Raw genomic sequence first — 25,279 nt, 5'->3', positions numbered from 1 at the left:
CTAAATACAAACAAGACGCTATCACATTTCAAATGAGAACACTACATATAAATAAGGAAAACGTGTTTTGCGATTTTGAAAAGCTAAGCAAAACGTGGGAAACGTCAAGCAATATAGCCATACGTCTCGACGTTGAACAAGCAGACGCTGAGCCTATCGTGAAAGAATTGCTGGGCAAATTGCCAAACGATTTGGCCTATTGCATCATGTCTGAAATAGCCGAGTTTAAACACTTAGATGACGAACTGATGCGGTTAATCTACAACACAGGCGACACAGGCTGTAAAGTTGCCATTTGTTTGCGCGATGATTTACCCCAAGATTTGAAAAAACGCTGCGAACAATCCAACGACATCAATGTACAACAACATCGTGACAATAAGCGTTAGCACTTATAATTTTAAGGCGCACTAACGGCACTTGCAGATAATATTCAGCTAATGGTTACGTTAAAAACCTTGGTGGCAAACCAAATTGTAAGAAAGAAATGGAATGATATTCAACGAAGTCGTCTTGACTTTTAAGACTGCTATAATTGAGAGTTGTATTAGCCTTGTGATGCGAAAAGCAATATAAATGAACATCTCACGTACGAAGTGCTGGACAAACTTACAACGACAATTAAATCCTACTCCATTTCTCTGTGACATAATGTAATTATGTCCCGAAGATGGGCTGTTAGAGGCTACTCAGTGCATTCTCTACTAGTTGTAAACATGTTTCCTGTAAGTATATAATGAGGAGAAAGCCACGATGCCTTCAATATAAAAAACGACCCTGAATCTTTCTTTATTAGAAAAGTATTATGTACCTTTGTACGGATAGATATATAAGTTCTGCGAACAAATCATAATTACAGGGTAATTTATAATGGAGTTGTAGGACGTTTTCATATTCCACCTTATCAAAGCCATTATTTTGACAGAAAACAGCAGAGCACTAATCATAACTCCAACTAACAATTACCAATACTGCTATTTTTTACTTCAAAAAAGAATTTAAAAAGATTAAAAACAGATAATGCGCTTGGAAAAAGCATATCCATCGAGAATAGAAAAAGAATGCTGATATAAAGATTAGAAATGGCAACTTGGGAATATACTGATATTATAATTGATGGAAAAACTGTGAAAGCACAGGCACCCATTATCATATCTGCAAGCAGAAGTACTGACATTCCGGCATTCTATGCAGATTGGTTTTTCGACCGATTAGAGAAGGGGTTCTCCGCATGGACAAATCCTTTTAATGGTGTTAAATCGTATGTTTCATATATCAACACACGATTCATTGTATTCTGGTCGAAGAACCCACGCCCACTTCTCCCATACTTAAGCGTTCTAAAATGCAAAAACATCAAATGTTATGTTCAATATACTTTGAATGATTATGAAGGTAATCAGTTAGAGAAAGTCCCCCCTCTCTCCAAGCGTATTGAAACATTTAAGTTGTTAGTTAAAGAACTAGGACTTGGAAGTGTTATTTGGAGATTTGACCCTATTATTTTAACAGATGATATTTCCATAGGAAACTTGCTCGATAAAGTAAAAAATATTGGTGATGCCTTAAAAGGTTATACAGAGAAGCTTGTGTTCTCGTATGCAGATATCGCAACCTACAAAAAAGTGAAATATAACTTAGAGAAAAGCGGTGTTCCCTATCATGAGTGGACTGAGGAGCAAATGCTGGAGTTTGCAGCAAAACTCTCACAAATGAATATTGAGCGTGGCTGGAATTATCAGCTTGCTACTTGTAGCGAAAAGATTGATATTGAAAGATATGGTATTCTCCATAATCGTTGTATTGATGCTGATCTCATAACTCGGTTAGCATGGGATGATAAGAAACTTATGAATTTTATGAAGGTAAAGGTTAAGCCAATGCCTTCACCCTCCTTGTTTGACGACGCAGGAGTTTTGCTTCCAGAAGGCGCCACATGCCTTCCTAATAACCAATACTTTATTAGCGCCCATAAAAAAGATCCTGGTCAAAGGGCTTTATGCGGTTGCATGGCTGCAAAGGATATTGGTGAGTATAATACTTGTCCACATCTTTGTGAATATTGTTATGCAAATACGACCCAAAAACTCGCTATAGAAAACTGGAAGCGACATCAACAGAACAGAAACGCCGATACAATTACAGGTAAATAATTATGTCTGACTTTATACGATTGTTTAAGGAAAAAGGGAATTTATCATTCATTGGAATGAGAGATACTGCGGAATCTCTTCTCCCGGCGAATCGAGCTGAACGCGACAAGCTACACCATGACTTGGATAGGGGTAAAGGGGTATTGGACGATGAGAACCACTTGAATATGTATTTGCATAGCTTTGGGAAGATGCACAAAGCTAAGCTTGAAGCCGCATCTGATGCTATACCCAATTTTGCGCAATTACTAACAGAAGAGTTTGAAATCTATGACTGGGGTTGTGGGCAAGGTACAGCAACTATATGTCTTTTAGATTTTCTATCTTCCCATAAGATTACACCAAAGTTATTGAACATTAATCTTATAGAGCCATCTAAAGCAGCAGTTAAACGTGCTTCTGAAGTTGTTGCTTGTATTAATCCTAATTATACTGTTAGAACTATCACGAAAGATTTTGATAGTTTATGTGTGGACGATTTTGAAAAATCTAATTATAGAAAAATCCATTTATTCAGTAATATCTTGGATGTAGAAGGCTTTGACTTGGCTAAATTCATCTATCTTTTTCAAAAATCGTTTAATGCAGCCAATACTTTCATCTGTATAGGTCCATATTATTCAAATTCACGACGGATTGGCGAGTTCATTGCTGCAACTGATCCTGACGAGATGTTTGCAATAATGGACAAGGATAAAGGAGAATGGTTAAATCAATGGACAATCTCTTTGCGCATATTTGATAAGGCTTTCGAACGTGTAGAGGCTATTAGGGATATTAGAAAACGTATTGAGGAGTCCCACAAACAAGATCAGTTCTTTGCTGGTTATGTTTTGGATTCGGTAGCTGAAGAATATCTAGATTTTGAATATTCTAATGAAGCAGAGAGTCTTTATCGTGCATTATCCGTTTTTGATGTAAAATCAAATATTCAGTTGGGAGTGTATGATAAATTCGATGCCCAGTTTGCCGTACTTGCAAACATTATTTCTCGTGGTCTTCCAACGAAAGCTCCTATCTTTTTAGAAGATACGTTCTCAGACTTGTTTGGTGTTTCAGAAAAACCTGTAGAAGGAGCAAATCTCAATTATGATTCAAAACATTCTATTTCTGCTCAACAAATCTATGAAGCATTACACATTGTAGACCCACGTTTTAATATTGAATGCTATAATGGAGATATGTTGGAAAGTAGCTTTGAAAAAAGCTTCGTAGAACAGACCTTAAAGGATTGCAAAAATGAGTATTTGATACAGGTTCTTGAACCCCTGCGCCCTCTTTCTACAATTATAGAAATTCCTGACAGAAACTTTCATAAAGAACAACGCGTGGACTTTGCCATGAATATACCATACGGTGAGTCTCGTACAGGCTTTATAATAGAGAAAGATGCAAAGGTCTATCATAGTAATATCTTTCAACGACATCGTGATGAACAACGGGATAGTAGTTCCACAGAACAAGGATGGTATACATACCACATAAAGGTGTTAAAGGACATCTCTTTTCTACACAACTGGAGAGAAAAGGAATCAGCTAATCAGTATCTGCAGATATTAGAAAAGAATAGCAGAAAAGAATTGTCTGGGGCGTGGAAAGATACACTCCAGATTGTGCTTAGCCCATTGGCAATAGCAAGACTTGAACGAGTCCTAATAGAAACTTTAATGGCAGGATGTCTTAAGAAAAACGCTACTGAGTGGAATGTTGCAGTTGTAGAACGCGACGTGCCTTGTGCGGCGATAGCCGTAGAGGTTCTACAAGAAAAGATAAAGAACATCTATTCTCTATCAGGGAAAAGTAATCCTTTGCCCAAAATTAATCTTAGCGTTGTTTCTACAGCTGAATTTGCCGATTCACCCTTACACTTAGAGCAGAAAGTTAATCTAGAGATACCACACAGGCATTTTGATGTTTGCGTGGATATCTCTATGTTATTGCGTGATAACATCGATGCCCTTCCACTTAATATCAAAGCTGATGCTGTTTATATAGTTCGTTCTTCTCACTATCAAAAGAGACATAGAACCATCTGTTCTGCAGAGAGCATTCAATATCCGCCGTTGGTGGTCAAAGATACTACGGGTAAATATGTTAATATACCGGAGCGTGAAAAGGTTCTGTCTTATTTCCTACATGACATATTCCGTAAGCCTTCATTCCGGCCAGGACAGTTGCCTATTATTAGTCATTCCTTGGGAGATAGAACAACTATCGGACTACTTCCTACTGGTGGTGGAAAATCACTAACCTATCAGATTTCATGCATATTACAACCTGGCGTATCAATTGTAGTAGACCCATTAGTGTCATTGATGCTTGATCAAGTTAGGGGATTGCGCAGTATTAGAATTGATGTCTGCGAATGCGTTAATAGTAGCATGAGTAGTATGGAAAAAGCCGACAAGCTGAATATGTTGCAGAGGGGAGCAGTACTGTTTATGTTACTATCTCCTGAGCGATTTATGATGCCAAACTTCCGAGAAAGTCTAGTTTCTATGACCAAGAAGAATCATGTATATTTCTCTTATGGTATCATAGACGAGGTGCATTGTGTCTCAGAATGGGGACATGACTTCCGCACATCCTATCTTCATTTGGGAAGAAATATGATTAACTTCATGCATACGAAGTCCAAACGTCCGTTATCTATCATCGGACTTACGGCAACGGCCTCTTTTGACGTGTTAGCCGACGTTGAACGGGAACTTACTTTAGGTGGTAATCTAACAATTGACAGCGAAGCTGTTGTCCGCCCAGAAAATGATACGCGTCCTGAATTGGCCTATCGTGTCATAGAGGTAAAAGCAGACTTTGATTCGTTAAAAGAGTCTGAACAGCCTTATTTGCTGAAAGCGGGTGTTGATGAGTGGGACATGAAAGATGTCATAGCGAAAGCTAAGATAGAAGAGATGTCTCTGCTTCTCGATTCAATACCTTCGCAACTCGAAGAAAAGAACATACACAACTCGGAATGTGCGCTGGAAAATTTCGAAAAAGAGTGCTTCTATACCTCCGACGAAGAAAACAAATACCCTTATGCAGGAATCATTTTCTGCCCCCATGCCAAAGGAACCTTTGGAGTGAACAATAATGACTGGGGAACTCGAGAAGGTATCTCAGCAGTACTTAGATCAAAAAAAGATTACTTGCAGATAGGTACTTTCGTGGGTGGTGACCAACCTTCTGGTCATATGTCATCATTCAATAATAATGACATAAATGTAATGATAGCCACAAAGGCCTTTGGTATGGGTATTGACAAACCCAACATTCGCTTTACCATTAACATAAACCACCCTTCATCCATAGAAAGTTATGTTCAAGAAGCTGGACGTGGTGGGCGCGACAAGAAAAATGCTATTTCTTATATTCTTTACGAACCTACGGAATATATCCATCTGACGATAGATAAAATTAATGACATCCGTTTCTATATGGGAAAGGATGACCCCCGTTGGCTTGAAAAATATAATGACCGGTATATTCTGTCCAATGATTTCACTGACTTTTGTAAGGCAGAAGGGGCTACGGATGAACAAGCTCAAACGATTACCGAAATAATCCACAGGAATGGTTATCTTGAGAATGTAGATAAAGGTATCGACCTATGGTTCCATAATAATTCATTTAGAGGCTTACTGAAGGAGAAAGCTATTCTTAATGAGATGACTGATCGCCTTTTGAATATAAAGCCAACTTATGTCGTTGAGATTCAAGGGAAGTTACGTGAGATCATGGGTAATGATGACATCTGCCTGGAAGTGAATCAATTAAAGAATGCAATAACTATCTTCTCAAAGGAAGAAAATGCAAAGCAATATGGCTTTATCTTCTTGGATACGTTGCGTCCGTCATACAATTATATAGGCTTTGAAGATGAGATCTGTTCGAAAATTACAAATGCACTTATTAACATCCTGAAAACTTACTCAGACCATTCTGCTAAAGACCTTCTCACACCATTGGATGGTGGAAACAATCTAACGGAAGGAATTTACCGCGCAATGTCTCAAGCTGACAAAGATGGGTATGTCTATGTAACGGTTTCATGGGAAAATCAAATAAAACAATCCCCAGATGATTTCAAGGCAATGCTGAAAGCCGAAATTACAAATATTGCTCAGAAACAAAACTGGAATAACATAGATGAAAACAGATATGGACCACTACAACTAAATAAGATAGGAAACTTCAACGATTTACTTACTCAGATTGCAAACTGTTCCAACGATTCAAGATGGTTACGTTATCATGCTGACGAGGCTACATATCAAAAACTAAAGATTCTCTTTTGCCGGAAACGAGACAAAGATGATACCGATAAGGCCATCTATCGACTTTGTTGTATAGGTCTGGTGGAGGACGTTACTATAGACTATCTGTCAGAAACTTATGAGCTTAAAATCCGTAATCGTTCAGACCAAGAGTTCCAACAGTGTATGTTTGATTTCTTCAAGAAATATTACTCTTCGGAGCAAGCTGAGAAGAAAGTTGCTGAAATCGACAATCAGAAAGGACGTAACTACCTCGATAAGTGTTTAGGGTATCTGACGGCTTTTGTCTATACTAACTTGGAGAAGAAGCGTTATCGTGCCATTGATGATATGCGTATTGCTTGCGAAGATAGTATCACCGAGCGATATAAAAATGGCAATGATGATTGGCTAAAGGAGTTCATTCACCTGTACTTCAACTCTAAATATGCACGCAAAGGCTACAAGTTTGGTGATAGGCACTATTCGCTTATGGAGGACACCGACGAACAGGGACTGGATGGCTTTGAGGTCGTAGAGAAATATATACGGGCCATGACGGAAGATGGCTCTGGCAGCGAGGTCGACAATGTCAAACATCTCTATGGTGCAACATTGCTTTGCCTGCGTGCTCATCCTGAAAATGCTGCACTTCAGTTGTTACTTACTTATTGCATCACATTCCTTGGTGTAGGAAACAATGAAACATTAAAAGCAACAGCTTATAACAGTTATATAGAAGGTTTTATGTCACTTTATGGAACTATGGGATATGGCATGTGGAACGTACTAGAAGTATTCAATGAAAAACTTTGTGCAAAAGTACATGATGCTTACATTCAGGAAGAAATCCTGAATAAAGGTAAAGATGCAATAATGCTTTTCATTCATGAAGAGAATTTTAATAAGATAACGAAGAAATATTTAAATAAATAACTATGGCATACGATATAAATCTTGCATTGGAGCGACTCGAGAAGAATCTCCAGGACATTAACTCTGCAAAGGAACAGATTGAAGACACAATCAATGCAAGTTCACAACTTCAGAATGTAGTGAATGGTTATGTTGCTTCTGTAAATGCTGTTTTGCAAGAGACTATCCTCTTGAAAGAGGAAATTGCTAAGATGAGAGTTCAGAAAGTAACAGAAATAAAAGAAGCTGTTACCTCTATAGAGGCCTCTTGTAATACCATTATTGCAGAGTTCAAGAAAAATTCTTCTAGCATACTTACTGATTTTGTTTCACAAAATGATAGACTTGCAAAAAGCAATGAAGAATTAAGTGCTTTCCAAACGAAGTTGGAACAATCGATAGAAATAACCTCTGGATTAAAGACCAGACAGGACGAGATTTCTGCAGATGTGCATTCCATTCATAATAAACTGCAGGAAAGTACTGAAAATATTTCCAAACAGTATGGTCAGCTATCACAGAAAGTCGATGCCGATATGACTATGCTCACTAATTCTATGAGCAAAGAGTTCAGTAGGCTCTCAGAACGAACAGAAGAATTAAACCGAGCTATAACCAAAAACCAGAGGGATATAGAGGAATTATGCAAGCAAATTTCTGATCAGCATGCGGATAATCTTAAGAATATCAATATTAATCGCTGGATGCTAATTGCAGGCATTCTCATCCTGGCTGCTTTGCAGTTTATAATAAAGTAGCCATCATCAGGCTCTAAATGTGCTTGCAGACAATGGAAACTTCTAGCTATACAGCGATTTATCAAGGAACTCTTCCTCCCTTTGCTTTCCTCTGCGTTTGTTAAAGACAACGTTTGGAATTACCTCTTGTTTGTGGCATCCCCGCCAGAACTGTTCTGCGTCGGAACCTACAACTGCGTTGAGAAAAAGTCCCGATACCGACAAGGGCGAGGTATTAAGTTCCGAGAACAATTCTGGAAGTACCTCAGAGATATTTTAGCCCAATTGGCCATTGTAGCTTTGTCCTGTACTTCGTACATGAGAGGAATGTTTATCTTGGTTTAGCATCACAAAGATAATAAACTCCTCTCAATTTATAAAAATACTGAAAGCCAAGACAACTTCAACGTAAATTCTGCTTACAGCAAGTAATATTGTCATACGCGTTAGCACTTAACAAGCGGCCGTTAAGCCCATTGCATCATGTCCGAACCTCACCAATTTTACTTATAACAGCAACAACAATGGATTGTGTAAGCGTAAAGAAGAACGTTATTGAACTGGAAGAAAGGTTGAAAATAACCTTTCCCAAGCCCTATTTTGATTTCCTGTGCCACATCAAAGCGGACGACGTCTTTGAGGTGGAAGGCTCTGGGATAGGCCTGTTTTCTTATTCCGACATAGAGGAAAGGAACGAAACTTATGAGGTACGAGCCTACGAACCCAATTATTTGATGATTGGACAAGATGGAGACATGGGCTATTTCATAAGCACAAATACGCCCAACGACCATTCAATATACGCTAACGATTTAGGCGCATTAGGCTCATTGCAGATGAATAAAGCTGCAAGCGACATCTTCGAACTGATTAATAAGTTTCAATAAGTTACTTTCCAAACACCCTAAAAGTTAAACAATGAATAAGATTGTCGTTCATGCAGGGGATATATTTTGTATTCCTCTATTCATGCCCAAAGACGATTGGAAGTTAAAAGTAAAACTATCCGACAAAGATTTAGATAAAGACTTTGCCTTTGGAAGAGTAATAGAAACCAGCTCCTCGGTCTTAGTAGAGATTTTTAAGAAGATTGGTTCCGCTCAAACCTGCATTAACGAAATAGAAAATTCGGGCGTGTTGTTTGCTCCATTGCAAATATTTTGGGACGGCATTATAAAAAAGCGGTGGCGCATAATCGGGAAAACAGACTGTTACGACAAGTATAAACACTCAAATTACGATAGTCTAAGAATGATATTTGGTGTTGATGGAGACTTTCGTTTGAGGAATTTTGCCACGCAAGAAGAGACGCCCATTACAAGAAAAGAATTTAAACACCATGAGTTTTCTATTGTTTGGTTTCCTATCGACTTGGAAAATAGAATATTAAAAGCCATCAACCAACCTGCCCATACAAGCAATAAAAAAGAGTAAACACATATGGAAGACCTTATCAATATTCTAACAGAAATAGAATACAACGAAAGTTGTGCGGTTTCTAAACTGTCACATCCTGCGGCCAAATTGCCTTTGCATTTACCGCAAGACTTACGTTACTTTCTTGAAAACTATTCTTCAATCTCGCTTTTCAACGATGCCCATTATCCAATAAAAATCGTTGGTGCTGCTGAATTTAAAAGGGCTAACCCCATTATTGTGGGAGAAGACGTGGCAGACGACGTAAGCCACAACTGGTTTATCATTGCGCACGACAACCACTCGCAATATATAACCATCGACTTGTCAAAAAACAAACAGGGATATTGTTACGATAGTTTTTGGGATAGGCATGGCGTTGCTGGCGAGCAAGCGGTTGTTGCCAAAAGCTTTACCGAGTTGTTGCAAAGCCTATACCACGCCAAAGGACAATCTTTGTATTGGACAGAACAGGGCTTTCAATCGCTTGGCGATGCTTACGACGACTAATGCCCAGCGCCTAGCTACTCTTAACAGCCTCACAATAGCCAACAAAAGGCTTTACTGATGTTCGCCTTTGCACAACCTTCCACAATACTCAATCCACCAATTAGTTGACTCATCATCCCACCCAACAAACATTATTTGTAGTCTTTTCAGTACAAATTTTAACATTATAGGTACCTGTTTTACCCACCAACTGCTCACTCCACCGCAAATAATCAATTCTCGCGAAGGTTTGTTTTGATGCAAAAAGGGGTTAGCGTGCGCATGCGGCAAAATAAATTTTTATTTAAAGAAACCACTACTTGCACCTACTTTTGGGCTATTTGCCGCTAAATGGAGTGTGTTTTGGTGCTAAACGTAGTGCGTTTTGGTGCAAAATGGAGTGCGTTTTGGTGCAAAACGCAAGCCAATATGCCGCTAAATGCAGGGCGTTTTGCTGCTAAACGCAAGGCAAAATGCTGGTAAATGCAAGATGAAAAGCATAAAAATACACTGTAATCGCATAAACAAAACCTCTTAGAACCATTAAAAACATGGCTAAAAGGGACAAAATAACCATGAAAAAGTGGTGTTTTAGTGGTAAAAACACAGTTTTTAGAGCCTTAAAAAAAGAGAGCAGGCAACCAAATAGAATGGTAAAATGGTGCTAAATGCAAGCAAAACCATCAAAAATGGACTGAAAAAGAATTGCGTAAAGCTGAAAAATGCTGCAAAAAGCACGCTTTTCAACCTAAAATTTCGCTAGAATGGTGTGCCAGGCAGAGTGTGTTTTGTAAAATATATGCACTAAAATTAACTAAAAGGCTAATTTGGGGAAAAGATTGAAAAAACGAACTCGATTGTCCGTTTAGGGATAGGAAGGCACTGAAAAATGGCGTAACTGCTGTCGACATGCTCAAAGAAAACATCAAGCCCAATGGTTTTTTCTTAACACATACAAACTCAACAAGCTGCTATCATCCAGTTTGTTTACCTTATACAAAAAGCCGAAAGTCTAGGCACGCATGTGGCACACCGCCCATCGCTTGCCACCGCCAAAGCACGTAAAATACCTTAAAAAAGCAGCGCGTTTATCATATTTTGCACAATAAAGCGAACAAAACGCAGTTTATTTGAGGAATTCTCACTAAATTTGCAGCTAAATTAATTCAAAAGCGGAATGAAAAAAATGCGATGGTCTCTTGCTTTGCTGTTCTCGGCTGGTTTTGTTTTTGCATCTTGTCTGAAAGACGATGCCAGAGACATCACCTATTACGACGACACGGCTATCACGGCCTTCACCCTTGGAAAACTAAGTTTGAGGGTGGATTCCACCACAAAAGACGGCAAGAAAGACAGTGTATATTATAGAAAACTCGATGCCAAGAAATATGTTTTCTACATCGACCAGATAAACAAAAGGGTGTACAACCTCGACTCATTGCCCTACGGCGTGAACCAAAAGAAGATTGTTGGCACCTTCTCTACCAGAAACGCAGGCGTGGTTACGCTGAAAAGCCTTACCAGCGACTCTACTGCGTACTATAAAAACGGGCAAGACTCGGTGGACTTTACCTCCGAGCGCACGTTCGTTGTGTACAGCAACTCGCAAAAGTACTCGCAGAAATACACCGTAGACGTGCGTGTGCACAAGCAAAAGCCCAACGACTTTAAGTGGAACCAGTTGGCCACGGTGCCTGCTTTCGCCGCTATGCAAGGCATGCGCGTAGCAAACGCGGGGTCGATGGTGCTGGTTTTCGGTTCTACTGGCAGTGGAACGGTGGTTTATGGCTCGCCCATCGCCGACGGAAAGACGTGGGCAAAGCTATCGCCTTCGTTCTCGCCCGATGCCAACGCATGGCAAAACGCCGTTAGTTTCAATGGCGTGGCATACGTGTTGAGCGGAAACAGGGTGTGGCAATCAACCGATGGCACAACTTGGACCGACTTCGGCGTAAACGCCGCAGGCATATCGCACCTCTTGGGCGCATCTAATGCGGGGCTACATCTGCTTAAAGGCACTAGCACCCTGTACTTGGCAAAGGTTGGAACGTCAGAGCCTGTACTTGAAACGTTGGCAGCAAGCTCCGGCTATCTGCCGCAACAAGATTTCAACATGGTGGTTTGGAACCACTCGGCAAGCGATAAAACCGAACAAGTGGTGCTACTTGGCAACCGCAAAGAGGCCGACTACGCCGGCGATGCCGCACCCGTTGTGTGGGGTAAGGTGTTCGAATACGGACAAACAAGCTCTACCCAAAGGTGGGCTTACTACAATAGTTTGGAGGCAGAGCCGCGACTTCCGCGCATGTCTAACCTGCAAGTAGTGGTTCATGGGCCGGTTCTCTTGGCCGTGGGCGGTGCAGGTATGGGCGCAAGCAGCAGCGTACAGGCGTTGAAAAACGTGTATGTGAGTGCCGATGGCGGGCTGTCGTGGCGCACCAACCGCATTTATACAATGCCCACCGACATAGCAAAGAACACCACCCAATTTGCAATGGGTGCCGACAAAGACAACCACATCTGGTTGGTTTGTGCTGGCACGGGTAAAGTTTGGCGCGTACGCAAGAACAGTGTGGGTTGGGCAACAAATAAATAACACCACAAACGCGGGGCAAGGGCAAACTGCAACAAGCCGCGCACAGTACGTATTTATATAATAAGGTGAAAAGAAACTGGCTCGCAATGTTGCTGTTCGCCGCACTCCCAAGCGGAGCAATGGCGCAAGGAGACCCCCTCTATCTCATGGAGGCGGGTGGCACATTAGGGTTGGTTACTTACTTAGGCGACTTCAATGCAGGCATCTTCCGTGGGGCGCAGCCTATGGGCGGACTAGTTCTGCGGCGAGTGATAAACCCCTATATGGACCTGCGGCTGGCCGCCTTTACAGGCAAGATAAAAGGTTCGTCGCAAAACAACGGCACCTATTACCCAGCCTATGCCGCCTCGCCTTACCACTTTAACCACCGCGTGGTGGATGTGGGCGTGGCCTACGAGTACAACTTTTGGCCCTACGGCACAGGGCGCGACTATCGCGGGGCACAACCCCTTACACCCTATATCATGGGCGGAATGGGGCTGACCCACGTTAGCGGCGGCGAAAAAAGCGTGGCAACGGCCAACCTATCCTTAGGCGTGGGCGTGAAATACAAGCTAGCCGAGAGGCTGAACCTTGGGCTGGAATGGGCCATGCACTTTGCAACGAGCGACAAGTTGGACGGCGTTGCCGACCCTTATACGGTGCGCAGCGTGGGCATGTTCAAAAACAAAGACGGCTATTCGGCCCTCTCGTTGTCGCTCACATATAGTTTCATGCCCAAATGCAGAACCTGTAACAAAGACGATTAATGGAACAAGAACTAGACATCAAACGCATACCCCGACACATTGCCATCATTATGGACGGCAACGGACGATGGGCAAAGGAACGCGGAAAGGAAAGAAGCTACGGGCATCAAGCCGGAGTGGACACCGTGAGACGTATCACTTCGGAGTGCGTGCGCCTAGGGGTGAAGTTCCTAACGCTTTACACTTTCTCCACAGAGAATTGGAGTAGGCCCGAAACGGAAATTGCCGCGCTGATGGGTTTGGTGCTCTCTTCGCTAGAAGACGAAATCTTCATGAAGAACAACGTGCGTTTCCAAGTGGTGGGCGACATACAACGCCTGCCCCAATCGGTGCAAGACAAACTGCAAGAAACCATGGAACACACTGCACAAAACACGGCAATGACCATGGTGGTGGCACTGAGCTACTCGTCGAGATGGGAGCTTACGCGTGCCGCCCAAAGCATCGCACGCGACGTGAAAGCGGGAACGTTGCAGCCCGAAGACATCACCGAAGAGCTGATGAACGAACGATTGGAGACTGCTTTCATGCCCGACCCCGAGCTACTGATACGCACAGGTGGAGAGTTGCGCATCTCTAACTACATGCTCTGGCAGATTGCTTACTCGGAACTGTACTTCTGCGACACCTATTGGCCCGACTTCGACGAGGCCGACTTGCACCAAGCCATCGCCAATTACCAAGCGCGACAAAGGCGATTCGGCAAAACGGGCATGCAAGTAGAAAGCGAGTCCTGAACGGCAGGCATGAAGTATATTGACTTATAAAGATAGAAAACAACCCAAAAATGAAGATATTACGCAAGGTTTTTCCTGTTGTCGCCCTCTGCTTGTGCGGGCTTAAAGCCGCCGCACAGGGCAAAATCGTGTACCCAGACATATCATACGCCGGTACACCCAAAACGTTGGTGCTGGGCGGCATCAACGTTTCGGGCATCGAAGGCTACGAAGACTATATGCTGGCAGGCATATCCGGATTGAGTGTGGGGCAGGAGATAACCGTTCCCGGCAACGAAATAACCGATGCCGTAAAACGTTATTGGCGGCATGGGCTGTTCTCTGACGTGAAGATTTCGGCCGACTCGATTGTCGGCGACAAGATTTACCTGCACGTAAGCCTTGCCTTGCGCCCGCGTGTTTCGGTTATCAACTACGTTGGATTGAAGAAGTCGGAACGCGAAGACATGGAAAACAAGCTGGGACTGCTAAAAGGAGCGCAGATTACGCCCAACATGATAGACCGCGCCAAGATTTTGGCCAAACGCTATTTCGACGACAAAGGCTTTAAGAACGCCGACATCGAAATTCGCCAACGCGACGACGTGTCTAACAAGAACCAGGTGATACTCGACGTAATCATCGACAAGAAAGAAAAGATGAAGGTGCGAGACATCATCATCGAAGGTAACGCACAACTGTCTAGCAGAAAGATTAAGGGCGGCTTTTTGCGCAAGGGTGCGTTCGCCAAAACCCACGAGGCAGGTAAGCTTTCGTCGCTGTTTAAGGCTAAGAAGTTTACCCCCGAACGCTGGGCTGCCGACAAAAAGAAACTTATCGAGAAGTATAACGAGCTGGGCTTTCGCGATGCTACCATCTTGGAAGACACAGTTTGGAACGCCGACGAGAAACATGTGAACATACATATAAAAGTGGACGAGGGTAAGAAATACTACCTGCGTAACGTTACTTGGGTAGGAAACACCGTCTATTCAACCGACTATCTGAACGCACTTCTGGGCATGAAGAAGGGCGACGTGTACGACCAAAAGCTGCTGAACAAGCGCTTAACGGAAGACGAAGACGCGGTTGGGAACCAATATTGGAACCACGGCTACTTGTTTTATAACCTGCAACCCACCGAAATGAACATCGTTGGCGACTCTATTGACCTTGAAATGCGCATCGTTGAAGGCCAACAGGCACACCTGAACAAGGTGCGCATCAATGGTAACGACCGCCTTTACGAGAACGTTGTACGCCGCGAATTGCGCACAAAGCCGGGCGACCTCTTCTCCAAAGAGGCATTGCAACGTTCGGCGCGCGAGCTTGCAACGATGGGACACTTCGATGCAGAAAAGGTTAGCCCCGACGTTCGTCCCAACTACGAAGACGGAACGGTGGACATCAACTGGAACTTGGAGCAGAAGAGCAACGACCAAATTGAGTTCTCACTGGGTTGGGGACAGACGGGCCTTATCGGTAAGATTGGTCTCAAGCTCAACAACTTCTCCATGCGCAACCTCTTTGGCAAGAACAAGGAGCGCCGCGGACTGCTGCCCATTGGCGATGGCGAGACACTATCGTTGGGCGTACAAACCAATGGTAAGTACTATCAATCGTACAACGCCAGCTACTCAACGGCTTGGCTTGGCGGCAAACGTCCGTTGCAATTCAACGTCAGCGTGTTCTACTCTAAGCAAACTGGCGTAAACAGCAACTATTATAACAACAATTCCCGCTATGCCTATTACAACTCGCTTAACGGTTACGGGAGCAGCTATTACAACAATTACGAGAACTATTACGACCCCAACCAATACATACAGATGCTTGGTGCATCTGTGGGATGGGGCAAGAGGTTGCGTTGGCCCGACGATTTCTTCGTGCTTTCGATGGATCTTTCGTACACAAGATACATGTTGAAGAACTGGCGCTACTTCATTATGAGCAATGGTAACGCCAACAACATCAACCTGGGGCTTACGCTTAGCCGCAACTCTACGGACAATCCCATGTTCCCCCGCAAGGGTTCGGAGTTCATGGCATCGGTTAGCGTAACTCCACCTTGGTCTAAGTGGGACGGCAAAGACTATCGCAACTTGGCCAACGACCCAAAATCGCCCACATTTGCAAAGGAACAGCAGGAGAAATATCGCTGGGTGGAGTACCACAAATGGAAGTTTAAGTCGAAAACTTACACGGCTCTTTCGGGCGGACAAAAGTGCTTTGTGCTGATGTCGCGCGTTGAATTCGGCCTGTTGGGCTCGTACAACAGCTATAAGAAGTCGCCTTTCGAGACCTATTATATGGGTGGCGACGGTATGAGCGGCTATTCAACGGGCTATGCCGAAGAAACAATCGGCTTGCGCGGATACGAAAACGGCTCGCTCACGCCATACGGTGCAGAAGGTTACGCCTATACGCGCATGGCACTAGAACTGCGCTATCCCTTCATGCTGGGCAACACCACCATCTATGGATTAGGTTTCGCAGAAGCGGGTAACGCATGGACCGACACGCGCAAGTTCAACCCCCTACAACTCAAACGCAGTGCAGGCTTGGGTGTGCGCATATTCCTTCCAATGGTGGGACTTATGGGTATAGACTGGGCTTACGGTTTCGACAAGGTTTACGGAACAAAGGGTGGCAGCCAGTTCCACTTTATCTTAGGACAAGAGTTCTAAACCTTTTAACGTCGTATACGTCTAAAACATATTGGGGAACATGGCTCGGCCAAACCGGTTTTGGCCAGCCTTCGCCCCTTTTGCTGACAACAACAAATTAAAGAAGAGAGATTATGAAGAAACTTATCATCACCTGCCTTGTGGCCATTGTGTCGCTGGCAGCCCATGCGCAGAAGTTCGCGCTCATCGACATGGAATACATTATGAAGAACATTCCTGCCTACGAGCGAGCCAACGAGCAACTCAACCAAGTGTCGAAAAAGTGGCAAGCAGAGGTTGAGGCACTCTCGAACGAAGCTGCGACGATGTACAAGAACTACCAAAACGAGGTGGTTTTCCTCTCGCAAGAGCAACGCAAGGCCAAGCAAGAGGCCATTATGAAGAAAGAGAAGGACGCAGGCGAGCTGAAAAAGAAATACTTTGGGCCCGAAGGCGAACTCTACAAAAAGCGCGAAAGCCTGATTGCCCCCATACAAGAGGCCGTGTATAACGCTGTAAAAGAACTCTCGGAACAGCGCGGTTACTCGCTAGTGCTGGATAGGGCAAGCGATACGGGCATCATCTTTGGGTCGCCCAAGATAGACATCAGCAACGAAGTGCTGGGACGTTTGGGCTATTCCAATTAGTGAGGTTAGTTGTAAGGAGGAAGTAGGAAGGAGTAAGTAATATGTAGTAAGTAGAATGTAGTAAGGAGTAAGGGGTATGTAGTAAGGAGTAAGGGGTATGTAGTAAGGAGTAAGGGGTATGTAGTAAGGAGTAAGTAGGAAGTAGTATGTGGTAAGGAGGATGAGCGGTAGAGGGGGTGGCCATATCTTTTGGCATCTCACGCAAACCTAACTGATGAACGAGGCTCGCTACTTGACATTCCAAACCCATGTTGCTTTCCGCCATTCGCACCCCTTATCACTTCAAAACATCAAACTCATAAACTTCAAACTCACCAACTCACCAACTCTAAACGCACCAACTCATAGACCCGAATATTAACATATTAAACAATTATAACAATGAAGAAACTAGTTTTAATGCTGATGCTTTTCGCACCAATGGCCATGTTCGCACAGAAGTTCGGACATGTTAACGCCCAAGAAGTGATGGCATCCATGCCCGAATTCTTAAAAGCTAAGGGCGACATCGAGGCTTCGGCCAAGAAATTCGAGAACGAACTCACCGCCATGCAAGAAGAACTGAAACGCAAAAGCGATGAGTACGAGAAGACCAAGAGCACGATGAACGCCACCAAGCAACAAGAAACGGAGGCTAGCTTGCAGCAGATGTACCAGAAAATTCAGCAAACCTATCAAGACAACCAGCAGTCTTTGCAAAAGGCTCAGCAAGAGAAGATGGGTCCCATCACGGGTAAGCTGGTAGATGCCATTAAGGCTGTGGGCAAGGCAGGCGGCTACGTCTACATCATGGACGTATCGGCCGGCATCCCCTACATCAGCGATACGCTTAGCAAAGACGTAACGGCAGAAGTGAAAGCACAGCTCAACAAAATGAAGTAAAGCGCCCCTCAAAGCCCTATAACAGACTGCGCATCGCGCACTTTGGCAAACAAACCAGGGCAGAGGAAAGCCTATGCAAAGCCGTTCTGCCGGCACATCGCTACGGCGAACGCCCCGAACGGCCATGCCTTCACAACCTCTTAAAGCACTGATGCCCGTGTTTGACCTCGTTTCTTGTCGTGGCCAAACGCGGGTTTCAGCCTTTTCGCGAATGCGCCCGCATATATATTATAAGGTGTATCCGTGCCGATAAGCACAGCCGATACAGCGCATCGCCATACTAACAGATGCTCCAAAAGGGGCGAAAACACCAACCAAACGATATGAAAAAAACTATTTTTGCGGCCATAATGCTCCTGGCAGCCCTCACAACTGGCGCACAAGATGCAACCGCACAAACACAAAATGCACCCTCGGAGCGTGCTGCCACATTGCGATTTGGCTATTTCAGCTATCAAGACGTGTTGCAGTCGGCCCCCGATTACGCAACCATTCAGCAGAACATCGAGACCCTTCGCGGCAAGTATCAGGCCGAAATGAAGCGCGCCACCGACGAGTTCAACCTCAAATACGAGGCTTTTCTCGATGGACTGAAAGATTTTGCACCAGCCATCCGCATGAAACGTCAGGCCGAATTGCAGGAACTGATGGAGAAGAACATGGCCTTCAAGCAAGAGGCAGCACGCCTGTTGCAGAAAGCCGAGACCGAGGCAATGGCTCCATTGAAAGCTAGGCTTAACCAAGCCGTGGCCAAAGTGGGCGAACAAAAGGGCTTGGCCTTCATCCTCAACACCGACAACAACGCTGCGCCCTACCTCAATCCCGCATTGGGCGAAAACGTTTCGGCCGCCATCAGTGCCGAGTTGAAGTGATGCACACGTTGCTTAGGCAACATCCTTATGGGCAATGGGCGTCGTTTCGGCGCCTAACGGCCCGTTACATCAATAGCGAATGAATAACTTTCCACAACAAGCAGGCCCAATCGGCGTATTCGATTCGGGCTACGGCGGACTAACTATCCTGCACGGCATTAGGCAACTGTTACCCCAGTACGATTATCTCTACTTGGGCGACAACGCCCGTGCGCCATACGGTCCGCGTTCTTTCGATGTGGTGTATCAGTTCACACGCCAGGCCGTAGTCAAACTCTTCGAACAAGGTTGTCACCTTATCATAATAGGTTGCAACACGGCATCGGCAAAGGCTCTGCGCTCCATTCAACAGCGCGACCTACCCTCGCTCGATGCCAAACGTCGCGTGCTGGGCATCATCCGACCAACGGCCGAGAGCATCGGCAGTCTTACGAGCACCCGCCACGTGGGCATATTAGCCACCGAAGGCACCATCAAGAGCGACAGTTATCGGTTGGAAATACAAAAGCTGTTCCCCGACATTGTGGTGCAGGGCATGGCCTGTCCGCTGTGGGCAGCCATAGTTGAGGCAAACGAGGCCGACAGTCCAGGCGCAGACTACTTCGTTAAGAAACGCATCGACAGTCTTTTGCGTACCGATCCGCAGATAGATGCCATCGTGCTTGGCTGCACCCACTACCCCCTACTGATGAACAGCATCGTGAAACACGTACCGCCCGGCGTACGTATCGTGCCACAAGGCGAGTATGTGGCCAACAGCTTGCAACAATATCTGCAACGACACCCAGAGATTGACGCGCTTTGCACCAAACATGGAACGGCACGCTACCTCACCACCGAGAACAAAGACAAGTTCAAAGAGAATGCGCAGATATTTCTGCACGAACAAATAGACTGCCAACACGTTAGCTTGGAATAGCCACGCACATCACTCTAAACACCCCACCCCACTATGCAAGAAACAAGACAAAACCGCATCGCACGACTTCTGCAAAAAGAGTTGAGCCTTATTTTCCAATCGCAAACGCGAATGATGCACGGCGTTATGGTGAGCGTAACACGTACACGCGTGTCGCCCGACCTCAGCATCTGCACCGCCTACCTCAGCGTTTTCCCCTCGGAAAAGGGCGAAGAATTGCTCAAAAACATTGAAAGCAACACCAAAACCATACGCTACGAACTGGGTACGCGTGTGCATAATCAGCTGCGCATCATACCCGAACTGCGTTTCTTTATCGACGACAGTCTCGACTATATCGAACGAATAGACGAGCTGCTAAAAAAATAACCGCCCATGGCCGTATCTCTTTTCATCGCCCGCCGCTACCTTTTCTCCAAGAAAAGCACCAATGCCATCAACGTCATTAGTGCCATCTCGGTGGTGGGCGTGGCTGTTGCAACGATGGCCTTGGTCATCGTGCTGAGCGTGTTCAACGGCTTTCACGACCTCGTGGCCTCGCTCTTCACCGCCTTCGACCCACAAATCGAGGTGGTGCCAGCCAAAGGAAAGGACGCACCAACCGACGATCCGGTGCTCACACAGATAAAACAACTGCCCGAAGTGGACGTTGCCACCGAGTGCGTAGAGGATAATGCCCTGGTGTTTTACGGCGACAAGCAAGCGATGGTGACTATCAAGGGCGTAGACGACAACTTCACCCAGCTAACGCGCATCAACGATTTGCTATACGGCGACGGCGAGTTCGCCTTGCGCGCAGCCAACTTGCAATATGGCGTGTTGGGCATCAGACTGGCCCAACAACTAGGTACGGGCGCGCGGTGGAACGGCTTTATGCGCGTGTTTGCACCCAACCGCGAGGGACAATTCGACATTTCCAACCCCACTTCGGGCTTCGTTGTCGACTCGTTGCTCTCGCCAGGCGTGGTGTTCTCGGTAAGACAAGCCAAGTACGACCAGCGTTACATCCTCACTTCCGTTTCTTTCGCCCGCAATCTCTTTGGTATGCAAGGCATGCTTACGGCTTTAGAGTTGAAATTAAAGCCCAATGCCAACACCGACGAGGTGAAAAAGAAGATACAAACCATTGCAGGAAGTAAGTACAAAGTGCTCGACCGATACGAACAACAAGAAGACACGTTCCGCATCATGAACGTAGAAAAGGCCATTGCCTACATCTTTCTCACCTTCATCTTGGTAGTGGCGTGTTTCAACATCGTGGGTTCGCTCTCTATGCTCATCATCGACAAGAAGGCCGATGTGGCCACTTTGCGCAACCTTGGCGCAACAGACAAGCAGATTGTGCGCATCTTCCTGTTCGAGGGTCGCATGATTTCGGCCGTCGGCGCGCTAGTGGGCGTGGGCCTCGGACTACTGCTTTGTTGGCTGCAACAACAATACGGACTAGTGAGTTTAGGCAAGAGCGAGGGCTCGTTCATCGTCAATGCCTACCCCGTAAGCGTGCACTATACCGATGTGGCGTGGATTTTCGTCACCGTCATAGCCGTGGGTTGGCTCTCAGTTTGGTATCCCGTACGCTATCTCAGCCGCAAACTCTTAGCTTAGACCCCAACCTTGTCTCATATATAATTTCCTAAAACAATTCTTATCTCTAACAATGAACGACATTTGCTGTATTGGACACATCACGCGCGACAAGATAATAACGCCCCATCACGAGGCCTTTATCTCTGGCGGAACAGCCTTCTACTTCTCGTATGCCATAGCACGCCTACCCCGTAAGGTGTCTTATCAGTTGGTAACCAAGCTTGGACGATATGATGTTGAAGAGGTGAAACGCATGCGCGCCGAACGAATCGACGTATTGGCTTATACTTGCGACAACTCTGTGTACTTCGAAAACCGCTACGAAGGTGACCAAAACAAACGCACACAACGGGTGTTGTCCAAATGCGAACCCTTTAAGATTAGCGAGATGAACGGCGTCGAGGCCAAGGTTTTCCACCTAGGCTCATTGCTCAACGACGACTTCTCGGCCGATTTTGTACGCGAACTCTCCACACGCGGACGCATTTCAATCGATGCACAAGGCTTTTTACGCGAGGTGCGTGGACAAAAGGTGGTGGCCGTAGACTGGGAAGAGAAGCACAAAATTTTGAAACACACCCACACTTTGAAACTAAACGAACACGAAATGGAGGTGATAACGGGGCTTACCAACCCGCGTTCGGTGGCTCAACAAATCGCATCGTGGGGCGTTAAAGATGTAGTTATCACCCTAGGCAGCGGTGGTTCGCTCATCTATGCCGACCAAACGTTCTACGAAATCCCTGCCTATCCACCGCGTAAGCTGGTAGATGCCACGGGCTGTGGCGACACTTATTCAGCCGGTTACCTCTATTGTCGTGCCCAAGGCCTAAGTTATGCCGAGTCTGGCAAGTTTGCTGCCGCCATGTGCACACGCAAGTTGGAGGCCACAGGTCCCTATATGCCCGACAAAGAATGGTTTGAGGAAGGAACGTAAGCACAACAAGGAACTAGGATATGGCTACTTAAATCTAAATCGGGTTAACCAAACTGCACTTAGTTTGGTTAACCCGATTTGCTTGCTTATCACTAGCTACTCAAAGTTTTCTAGTTATTCTAGCCATCCTGGGCATCTTAGGGCAACCGTCTCGCTTGCCCAACGTTTTTTGTTAAATATCCTTTATTTGTCCCGTTAAACCTATAACAACCCCCAAACCACTCGTCTTAGATAATAAAGGGCGAGCATAGCATGCGCCCATCACGCCTCCTATGGAAGAACTATATCAACAACTGGTGCTTATCTCGCAAGGGAGCCAAGTGGCCTTCAACGGGTTTATCAGCCGTTTCTCAAATACCCTCTATTGTCACGCCTACGGCATATTGGGTTGCAGAGAGATGGCCGAAGAGGTGGTGAGCGATGCCTTTTTGGAGGCATGGCGCATGCGCAAAAAGCTAACGCAACTGCAAAACGTGCGCGCATGGCTAACACGCATCGTGTATAACAAGAGCGTTGACTACCTGCGGCGCGAACGAAACTACACCAAACAGATTAGCGTGGAGCACTTCGGCATGGGCGATTTCGCCTTCCCCGACATGCAAACGCCTGCCGATACGCTTATCTCGGCCGAAGAGTTGGCGGCCATCAACGCCGCCATCGACACCTTGCCGCCCAAATGCAAGTACGTGTTTTTCTTGGCCAAGGTAGAGAAAATGCCCTATCAAGACATCGCCAACATGCTGGGTATAGCCCTCGCCACGGTTAATTACCACGTGGGACTGGCCGTGCAGACTCTGAGACAGCTACTTAGAAGACGCACAAAACCCGCAGCCGGCGCATTAAAAAACGAATAAGACACTTTGCCCATGAACAGGGACATACACGACATGCGCTTTGACGGCTCGGAAGAAGACCTGCTTTTGCAAGACTTCATCAGTCGAGCTGAGCCCGCCAACGTTGTTGGCGAGCGTATCATGGCGCGCGTTTACGAGAAAATTCAAACCGACAGGGCACGAAGAAGTAAGCGTTGGTGGATCGTGGCAGCTGCCGTGATGGTGCCTTTGCTGGCATGCGGCGTGTGGTTGGGGCTTAATTTGCAAGGCAACAGCAACACAATTGCGCAGCAAGCGGCGCACACCCCCAACGCATCGGCAAGCGTAATGCAAGAACTGGCGGTGCCAACTGGGCACACCCTGACCCTTACCCTGCCCGACGGCACACGCATGACGGCCAACTCGCGCACCCACATCAGATACCCCAAGCCTTTTAGCGCGCACACGCGCGATATATATATAATAGGTGAAGCCTACTTTGAAGTGGCTCACGAAGAAAGCCGCCCCTTTGTGGTGCATGCCCAAGGGTTCGACGTGCGCGTGCTGGGCACGCACTTTTGCGTTAACAGCTATGCTGCAGATAAAGCCAGCGTGGTGTTGGCCGAAGGTCGCGTTGAGGTGAACACTACCGCGAAAGATAAGGTGAACATGCTGCCCAACGAACGGCTTAACATTGCCCAAGGGCAGTTTGCATCGAAAACAAAGGTTAACGCAGCCGCATACGTAGACCGACTGAAAGGGGTGCTGCCCATGCAGGGCATGCGCTTATCAGAAGTTACGGAGTATTTGGAGAACTATTACGGCATGCGCTTTAAGGTGCAAGACGGCCTGCGCAACGAACGGCTCTACGGCAAGCTGGTTACGGCTGCGCCCTTAGCAGATGTGCTCGCAAGCCTCTGCAACATATCGGGAGCAGAAGCAATGGTGAAGAATGGCGTGGTAACGATAGCACGCAGATTGTAGTTAAGGAGTTATGGAGTTATGGAGTTAAGCCAATAGCTTTGAATATCAAAAGAAAACTATTCTTGTGATTAAGATGCTAAGTATAGGTCTTTGAACAGAACTGTAAGTTACACTGAGAAAATCGTAAACTGGCAAGCCTGTAATCTCCTTAAAAGCCTGCAAAGCCATTGGCTTAACTCCATAACTCCATAACTCCATAACTCCATAACTCCTTAACTCCTAGCACAGAACAACAACTCACAAGAAATGGAGCATCATGCTCCACAGACCCGCACTTGGCAGACAATGGCGTGAACGTCGGCCGCTGTGCGGGTCGCTTTTTGATTTATTGGAGGACAAAAAGGGGCAAAGCACACCCCTAAGAAACCGACAGGGACACCCGTTTACCCAGTATTGCAAAGATTCCGAATAACGTAGACAGCTGCACATCAGCATGTCCATTTTCAATTCGTGAGATATAACTCTTCTTCGTACCAATCTTTGCTGCCAACTGTGCCTGTGTAAGTCCTTATTTCTTACGCTCTTCTTTTAGGCACTCACCAAGGATGAAAGCGTCTACGCCTGTTTCAAAGGCCGTCCGTTCCACTGTCCCCTCAGACCCAAAATCTTCTTTAATAAGCTCTTCAATGGGTGTGAGTTGCACATCATCTTTCTTTTTCTTATTCATTTTATAAGTTCTCACATCGTTTTAAGATGAAACTTTATCGTCCGAAATAACCTTCTTTTTTATATTTGTGGCGTTCTGCGCACATTGCAAAGATAACCAATTAGTTAACCGCAACCAAACAAATCGCCATTATATATATTGCCATATATCAAAAATATACTCGCAAACACGTTGCACATGTTAAACTAAAATATATTCAGTCTTACTATTCACTCCCCTCTCCCCTTGGAGAGGGGTTGGGGGTGAGGCTTTTTTTTCATCTCCCACCTATACATTTAC

General features: G+C 45.4%; 21 protein-coding genes and 1 pseudogene. 20 read left to right on the top strand and 2 right to left on the bottom strand.

Annotated elements, in window-relative coordinates; all coding sequences use genetic code 11:
• Nucleotides 1-32: 32 nt before the first annotated feature.
• From HMPREF0670_RS08655 to HMPREF0670_RS08560, 20 genes are all read left to right on the top strand, one after another.
• Complete coding sequence (locus HMPREF0670_RS08655; RefSeq protein ID WP_044078079.1) at nt 33-389, top strand: hypothetical protein; 357 nt, start codon at nt 33-35, stop codon at nt 387-389.
• Nucleotides 390-1,082: 693 nt separating this feature from the next.
• Nucleotides 1,083-2,153, top strand: a complete 1,071-nt coding sequence (locus HMPREF0670_RS08650; RefSeq protein WP_009230784.1) for a DUF1848 domain-containing protein — start codon at nt 1,083-1,085, stop codon at nt 2,151-2,153.
• A 2-nt stretch (nt 2,154-2,155) separates the two neighbouring features.
• Nucleotides 2,156-7,345 (top strand): DEAD/DEAH box helicase, encoded by a 5,190-nt coding sequence (locus tag HMPREF0670_RS08645; RefSeq protein WP_198009290.1) that lies wholly within the window; start codon nt 2,156-2,158, stop codon nt 7,343-7,345.
• A gap of 2 nt (nt 7,346-7,347) precedes the next feature.
• The gene (locus HMPREF0670_RS08640; protein WP_009230782.1) at nt 7,348-8,082 is read left to right on the top strand and encodes a hypothetical protein; all 735 of its coding nucleotides are present in this window, start codon (nt 7,348-7,350) and stop codon (nt 8,080-8,082) included.
• 503 nt (nt 8,083-8,585) lie between these two features.
• Nucleotides 8,586-8,948 (top strand): SMI1/KNR4 family protein, encoded by a 363-nt coding sequence (locus HMPREF0670_RS08635; RefSeq protein WP_009230781.1) that lies wholly within the window; start codon nt 8,586-8,588, stop codon nt 8,946-8,948.
• A gap of 31 nt (nt 8,949-8,979) precedes the next feature.
• Nucleotides 8,980-9,495 (top strand): Imm26 family immunity protein, encoded by a 516-nt coding sequence (locus HMPREF0670_RS08630; RefSeq protein WP_009230780.1) that lies wholly within the window; start codon nt 8,980-8,982, stop codon nt 9,493-9,495.
• A gap of 6 nt (nt 9,496-9,501) precedes the next feature.
• The gene (locus tag HMPREF0670_RS08625; protein ID WP_009230779.1) at nt 9,502-9,987 is read left to right on the top strand and encodes an SMI1/KNR4 family protein; all 486 of its coding nucleotides are present in this window, start codon (nt 9,502-9,504) and stop codon (nt 9,985-9,987) included.
• A 1,156-nt stretch (nt 9,988-11,143) separates the two neighbouring features.
• Nucleotides 11,144-12,562 (top strand): DUF6242 domain-containing protein, encoded by a 1,419-nt coding sequence (locus HMPREF0670_RS08620; protein WP_009230778.1) that lies wholly within the window; start codon nt 11,144-11,146, stop codon nt 12,560-12,562.
• A 65-nt stretch (nt 12,563-12,627) separates the two neighbouring features.
• Nucleotides 12,628-13,311, top strand: coding sequence for a DUF6089 family protein (locus HMPREF0670_RS08615; protein WP_009230777.1), 684 nt, complete (start codon nt 12,628-12,630; stop codon nt 13,309-13,311).
• Nucleotides 13,311-14,048 (top strand): isoprenyl transferase, encoded by a 738-nt coding sequence (locus tag HMPREF0670_RS08610; RefSeq protein ID WP_009230776.1) that lies wholly within the window; start codon nt 13,311-13,313, stop codon nt 14,046-14,048. The genes HMPREF0670_RS08615 and HMPREF0670_RS08610 overlap by 1 nt, the downstream gene beginning before the upstream one ends.
• A 50-nt stretch (nt 14,049-14,098) precedes the next feature.
• On the top strand, nt 14,099-16,714 hold the full coding sequence (locus HMPREF0670_RS08605) for an outer membrane protein assembly factor (protein WP_009230775.1): 2,616 nt from the start codon (nt 14,099-14,101) through the stop codon (nt 16,712-16,714).
• A gap of 113 nt (nt 16,715-16,827) precedes the next feature.
• Nucleotides 16,828-17,340 carry an OmpH family outer membrane protein gene (locus tag HMPREF0670_RS08600; RefSeq protein WP_009230774.1) on the top strand — a complete coding sequence of 171 codons (513 nt, stop codon included), beginning with the start codon at nt 16,828-16,830 and terminating at the stop codon, nt 17,338-17,340.
• A gap of 381 nt (nt 17,341-17,721) precedes the next feature.
• Nucleotides 17,722-18,222, top strand: coding sequence for an OmpH family outer membrane protein (locus HMPREF0670_RS08595; RefSeq protein WP_009230773.1), 501 nt, complete (start codon nt 17,722-17,724; stop codon nt 18,220-18,222).
• Between the two features lie 323 nt (nt 18,223-18,545).
• The gene (locus HMPREF0670_RS08590) at nt 18,546-19,094 is read left to right on the top strand and encodes an OmpH family outer membrane protein (RefSeq protein WP_044077998.1); all 549 of its coding nucleotides are present in this window, start codon (nt 18,546-18,548) and stop codon (nt 19,092-19,094) included.
• Nucleotides 19,095-19,173: 79 nt separating this feature from the next.
• Nucleotides 19,174-20,013, top strand: a complete 840-nt coding sequence (gene murI / locus HMPREF0670_RS08585) for a glutamate racemase (RefSeq protein WP_009230771.1) — start codon at nt 19,174-19,176, stop codon at nt 20,011-20,013.
• A gap of 33 nt (nt 20,014-20,046) precedes the next feature.
• The gene (gene rbfA, locus HMPREF0670_RS08580) at nt 20,047-20,382 is read left to right on the top strand and encodes a 30S ribosome-binding factor RbfA (RefSeq protein ID WP_009230770.1); all 336 of its coding nucleotides are present in this window, start codon (nt 20,047-20,049) and stop codon (nt 20,380-20,382) included.
• 6 nt (nt 20,383-20,388) lie between these two features.
• Complete coding sequence (locus HMPREF0670_RS08575) at nt 20,389-21,618, top strand: FtsX-like permease family protein (protein ID WP_009230769.1); 1,230 nt, start codon at nt 20,389-20,391, stop codon at nt 21,616-21,618.
• 52 nt (nt 21,619-21,670) lie between these two features.
• Nucleotides 21,671-22,537, top strand: coding sequence for a PfkB family carbohydrate kinase (locus HMPREF0670_RS08570; protein WP_009230768.1), 867 nt, complete (start codon nt 21,671-21,673; stop codon nt 22,535-22,537).
• A gap of 272 nt (nt 22,538-22,809) precedes the next feature.
• Nucleotides 22,810-23,391, top strand: a complete 582-nt coding sequence (locus HMPREF0670_RS08565; RefSeq protein WP_009230767.1) for an RNA polymerase sigma factor — start codon at nt 22,810-22,812, stop codon at nt 23,389-23,391.
• A gap of 12 nt (nt 23,392-23,403) precedes the next feature.
• Nucleotides 23,404-24,333 (top strand): FecR family protein, encoded by a 930-nt coding sequence (locus HMPREF0670_RS08560; RefSeq protein ID WP_009230766.1) that lies wholly within the window; start codon nt 23,404-23,406, stop codon nt 24,331-24,333.
• A 358-nt stretch (nt 24,334-24,691) separates the two neighbouring features.
• On the opposite strand, the pseudogene HMPREF0670_RS17085 reads toward HMPREF0670_RS08560, so the two are convergent.
• Nucleotides 24,692-24,829, bottom strand: a pseudogene (locus HMPREF0670_RS17085) (helix-turn-helix domain-containing protein); the annotation flags it as partial.
• 12 nt (nt 24,830-24,841) lie between these two features.
• Nucleotides 24,842-25,000 carry a hypothetical protein gene (locus HMPREF0670_RS17080; protein ID WP_009230765.1) on the bottom strand — a complete coding sequence of 53 codons (159 nt, stop codon included), beginning with the start codon at nt 24,998-25,000 and terminating at the stop codon, nt 24,842-24,844.
• Nucleotides 25,001-25,279 lie beyond the last annotated feature (279 nt).

Origin of the sequence: Prevotella sp. oral taxon 317 str. F0108 (assembly GCF_000162415.1) — a bacterium.
GTDB lineage: Bacteria > Bacteroidota > Bacteroidia > Bacteroidales > Bacteroidaceae > Prevotella > Prevotella conceptionensis.
Note: the sequence above shows the minus strand (reverse complement) of the source record. Positions and strands in the feature narration are given on the sequence as shown.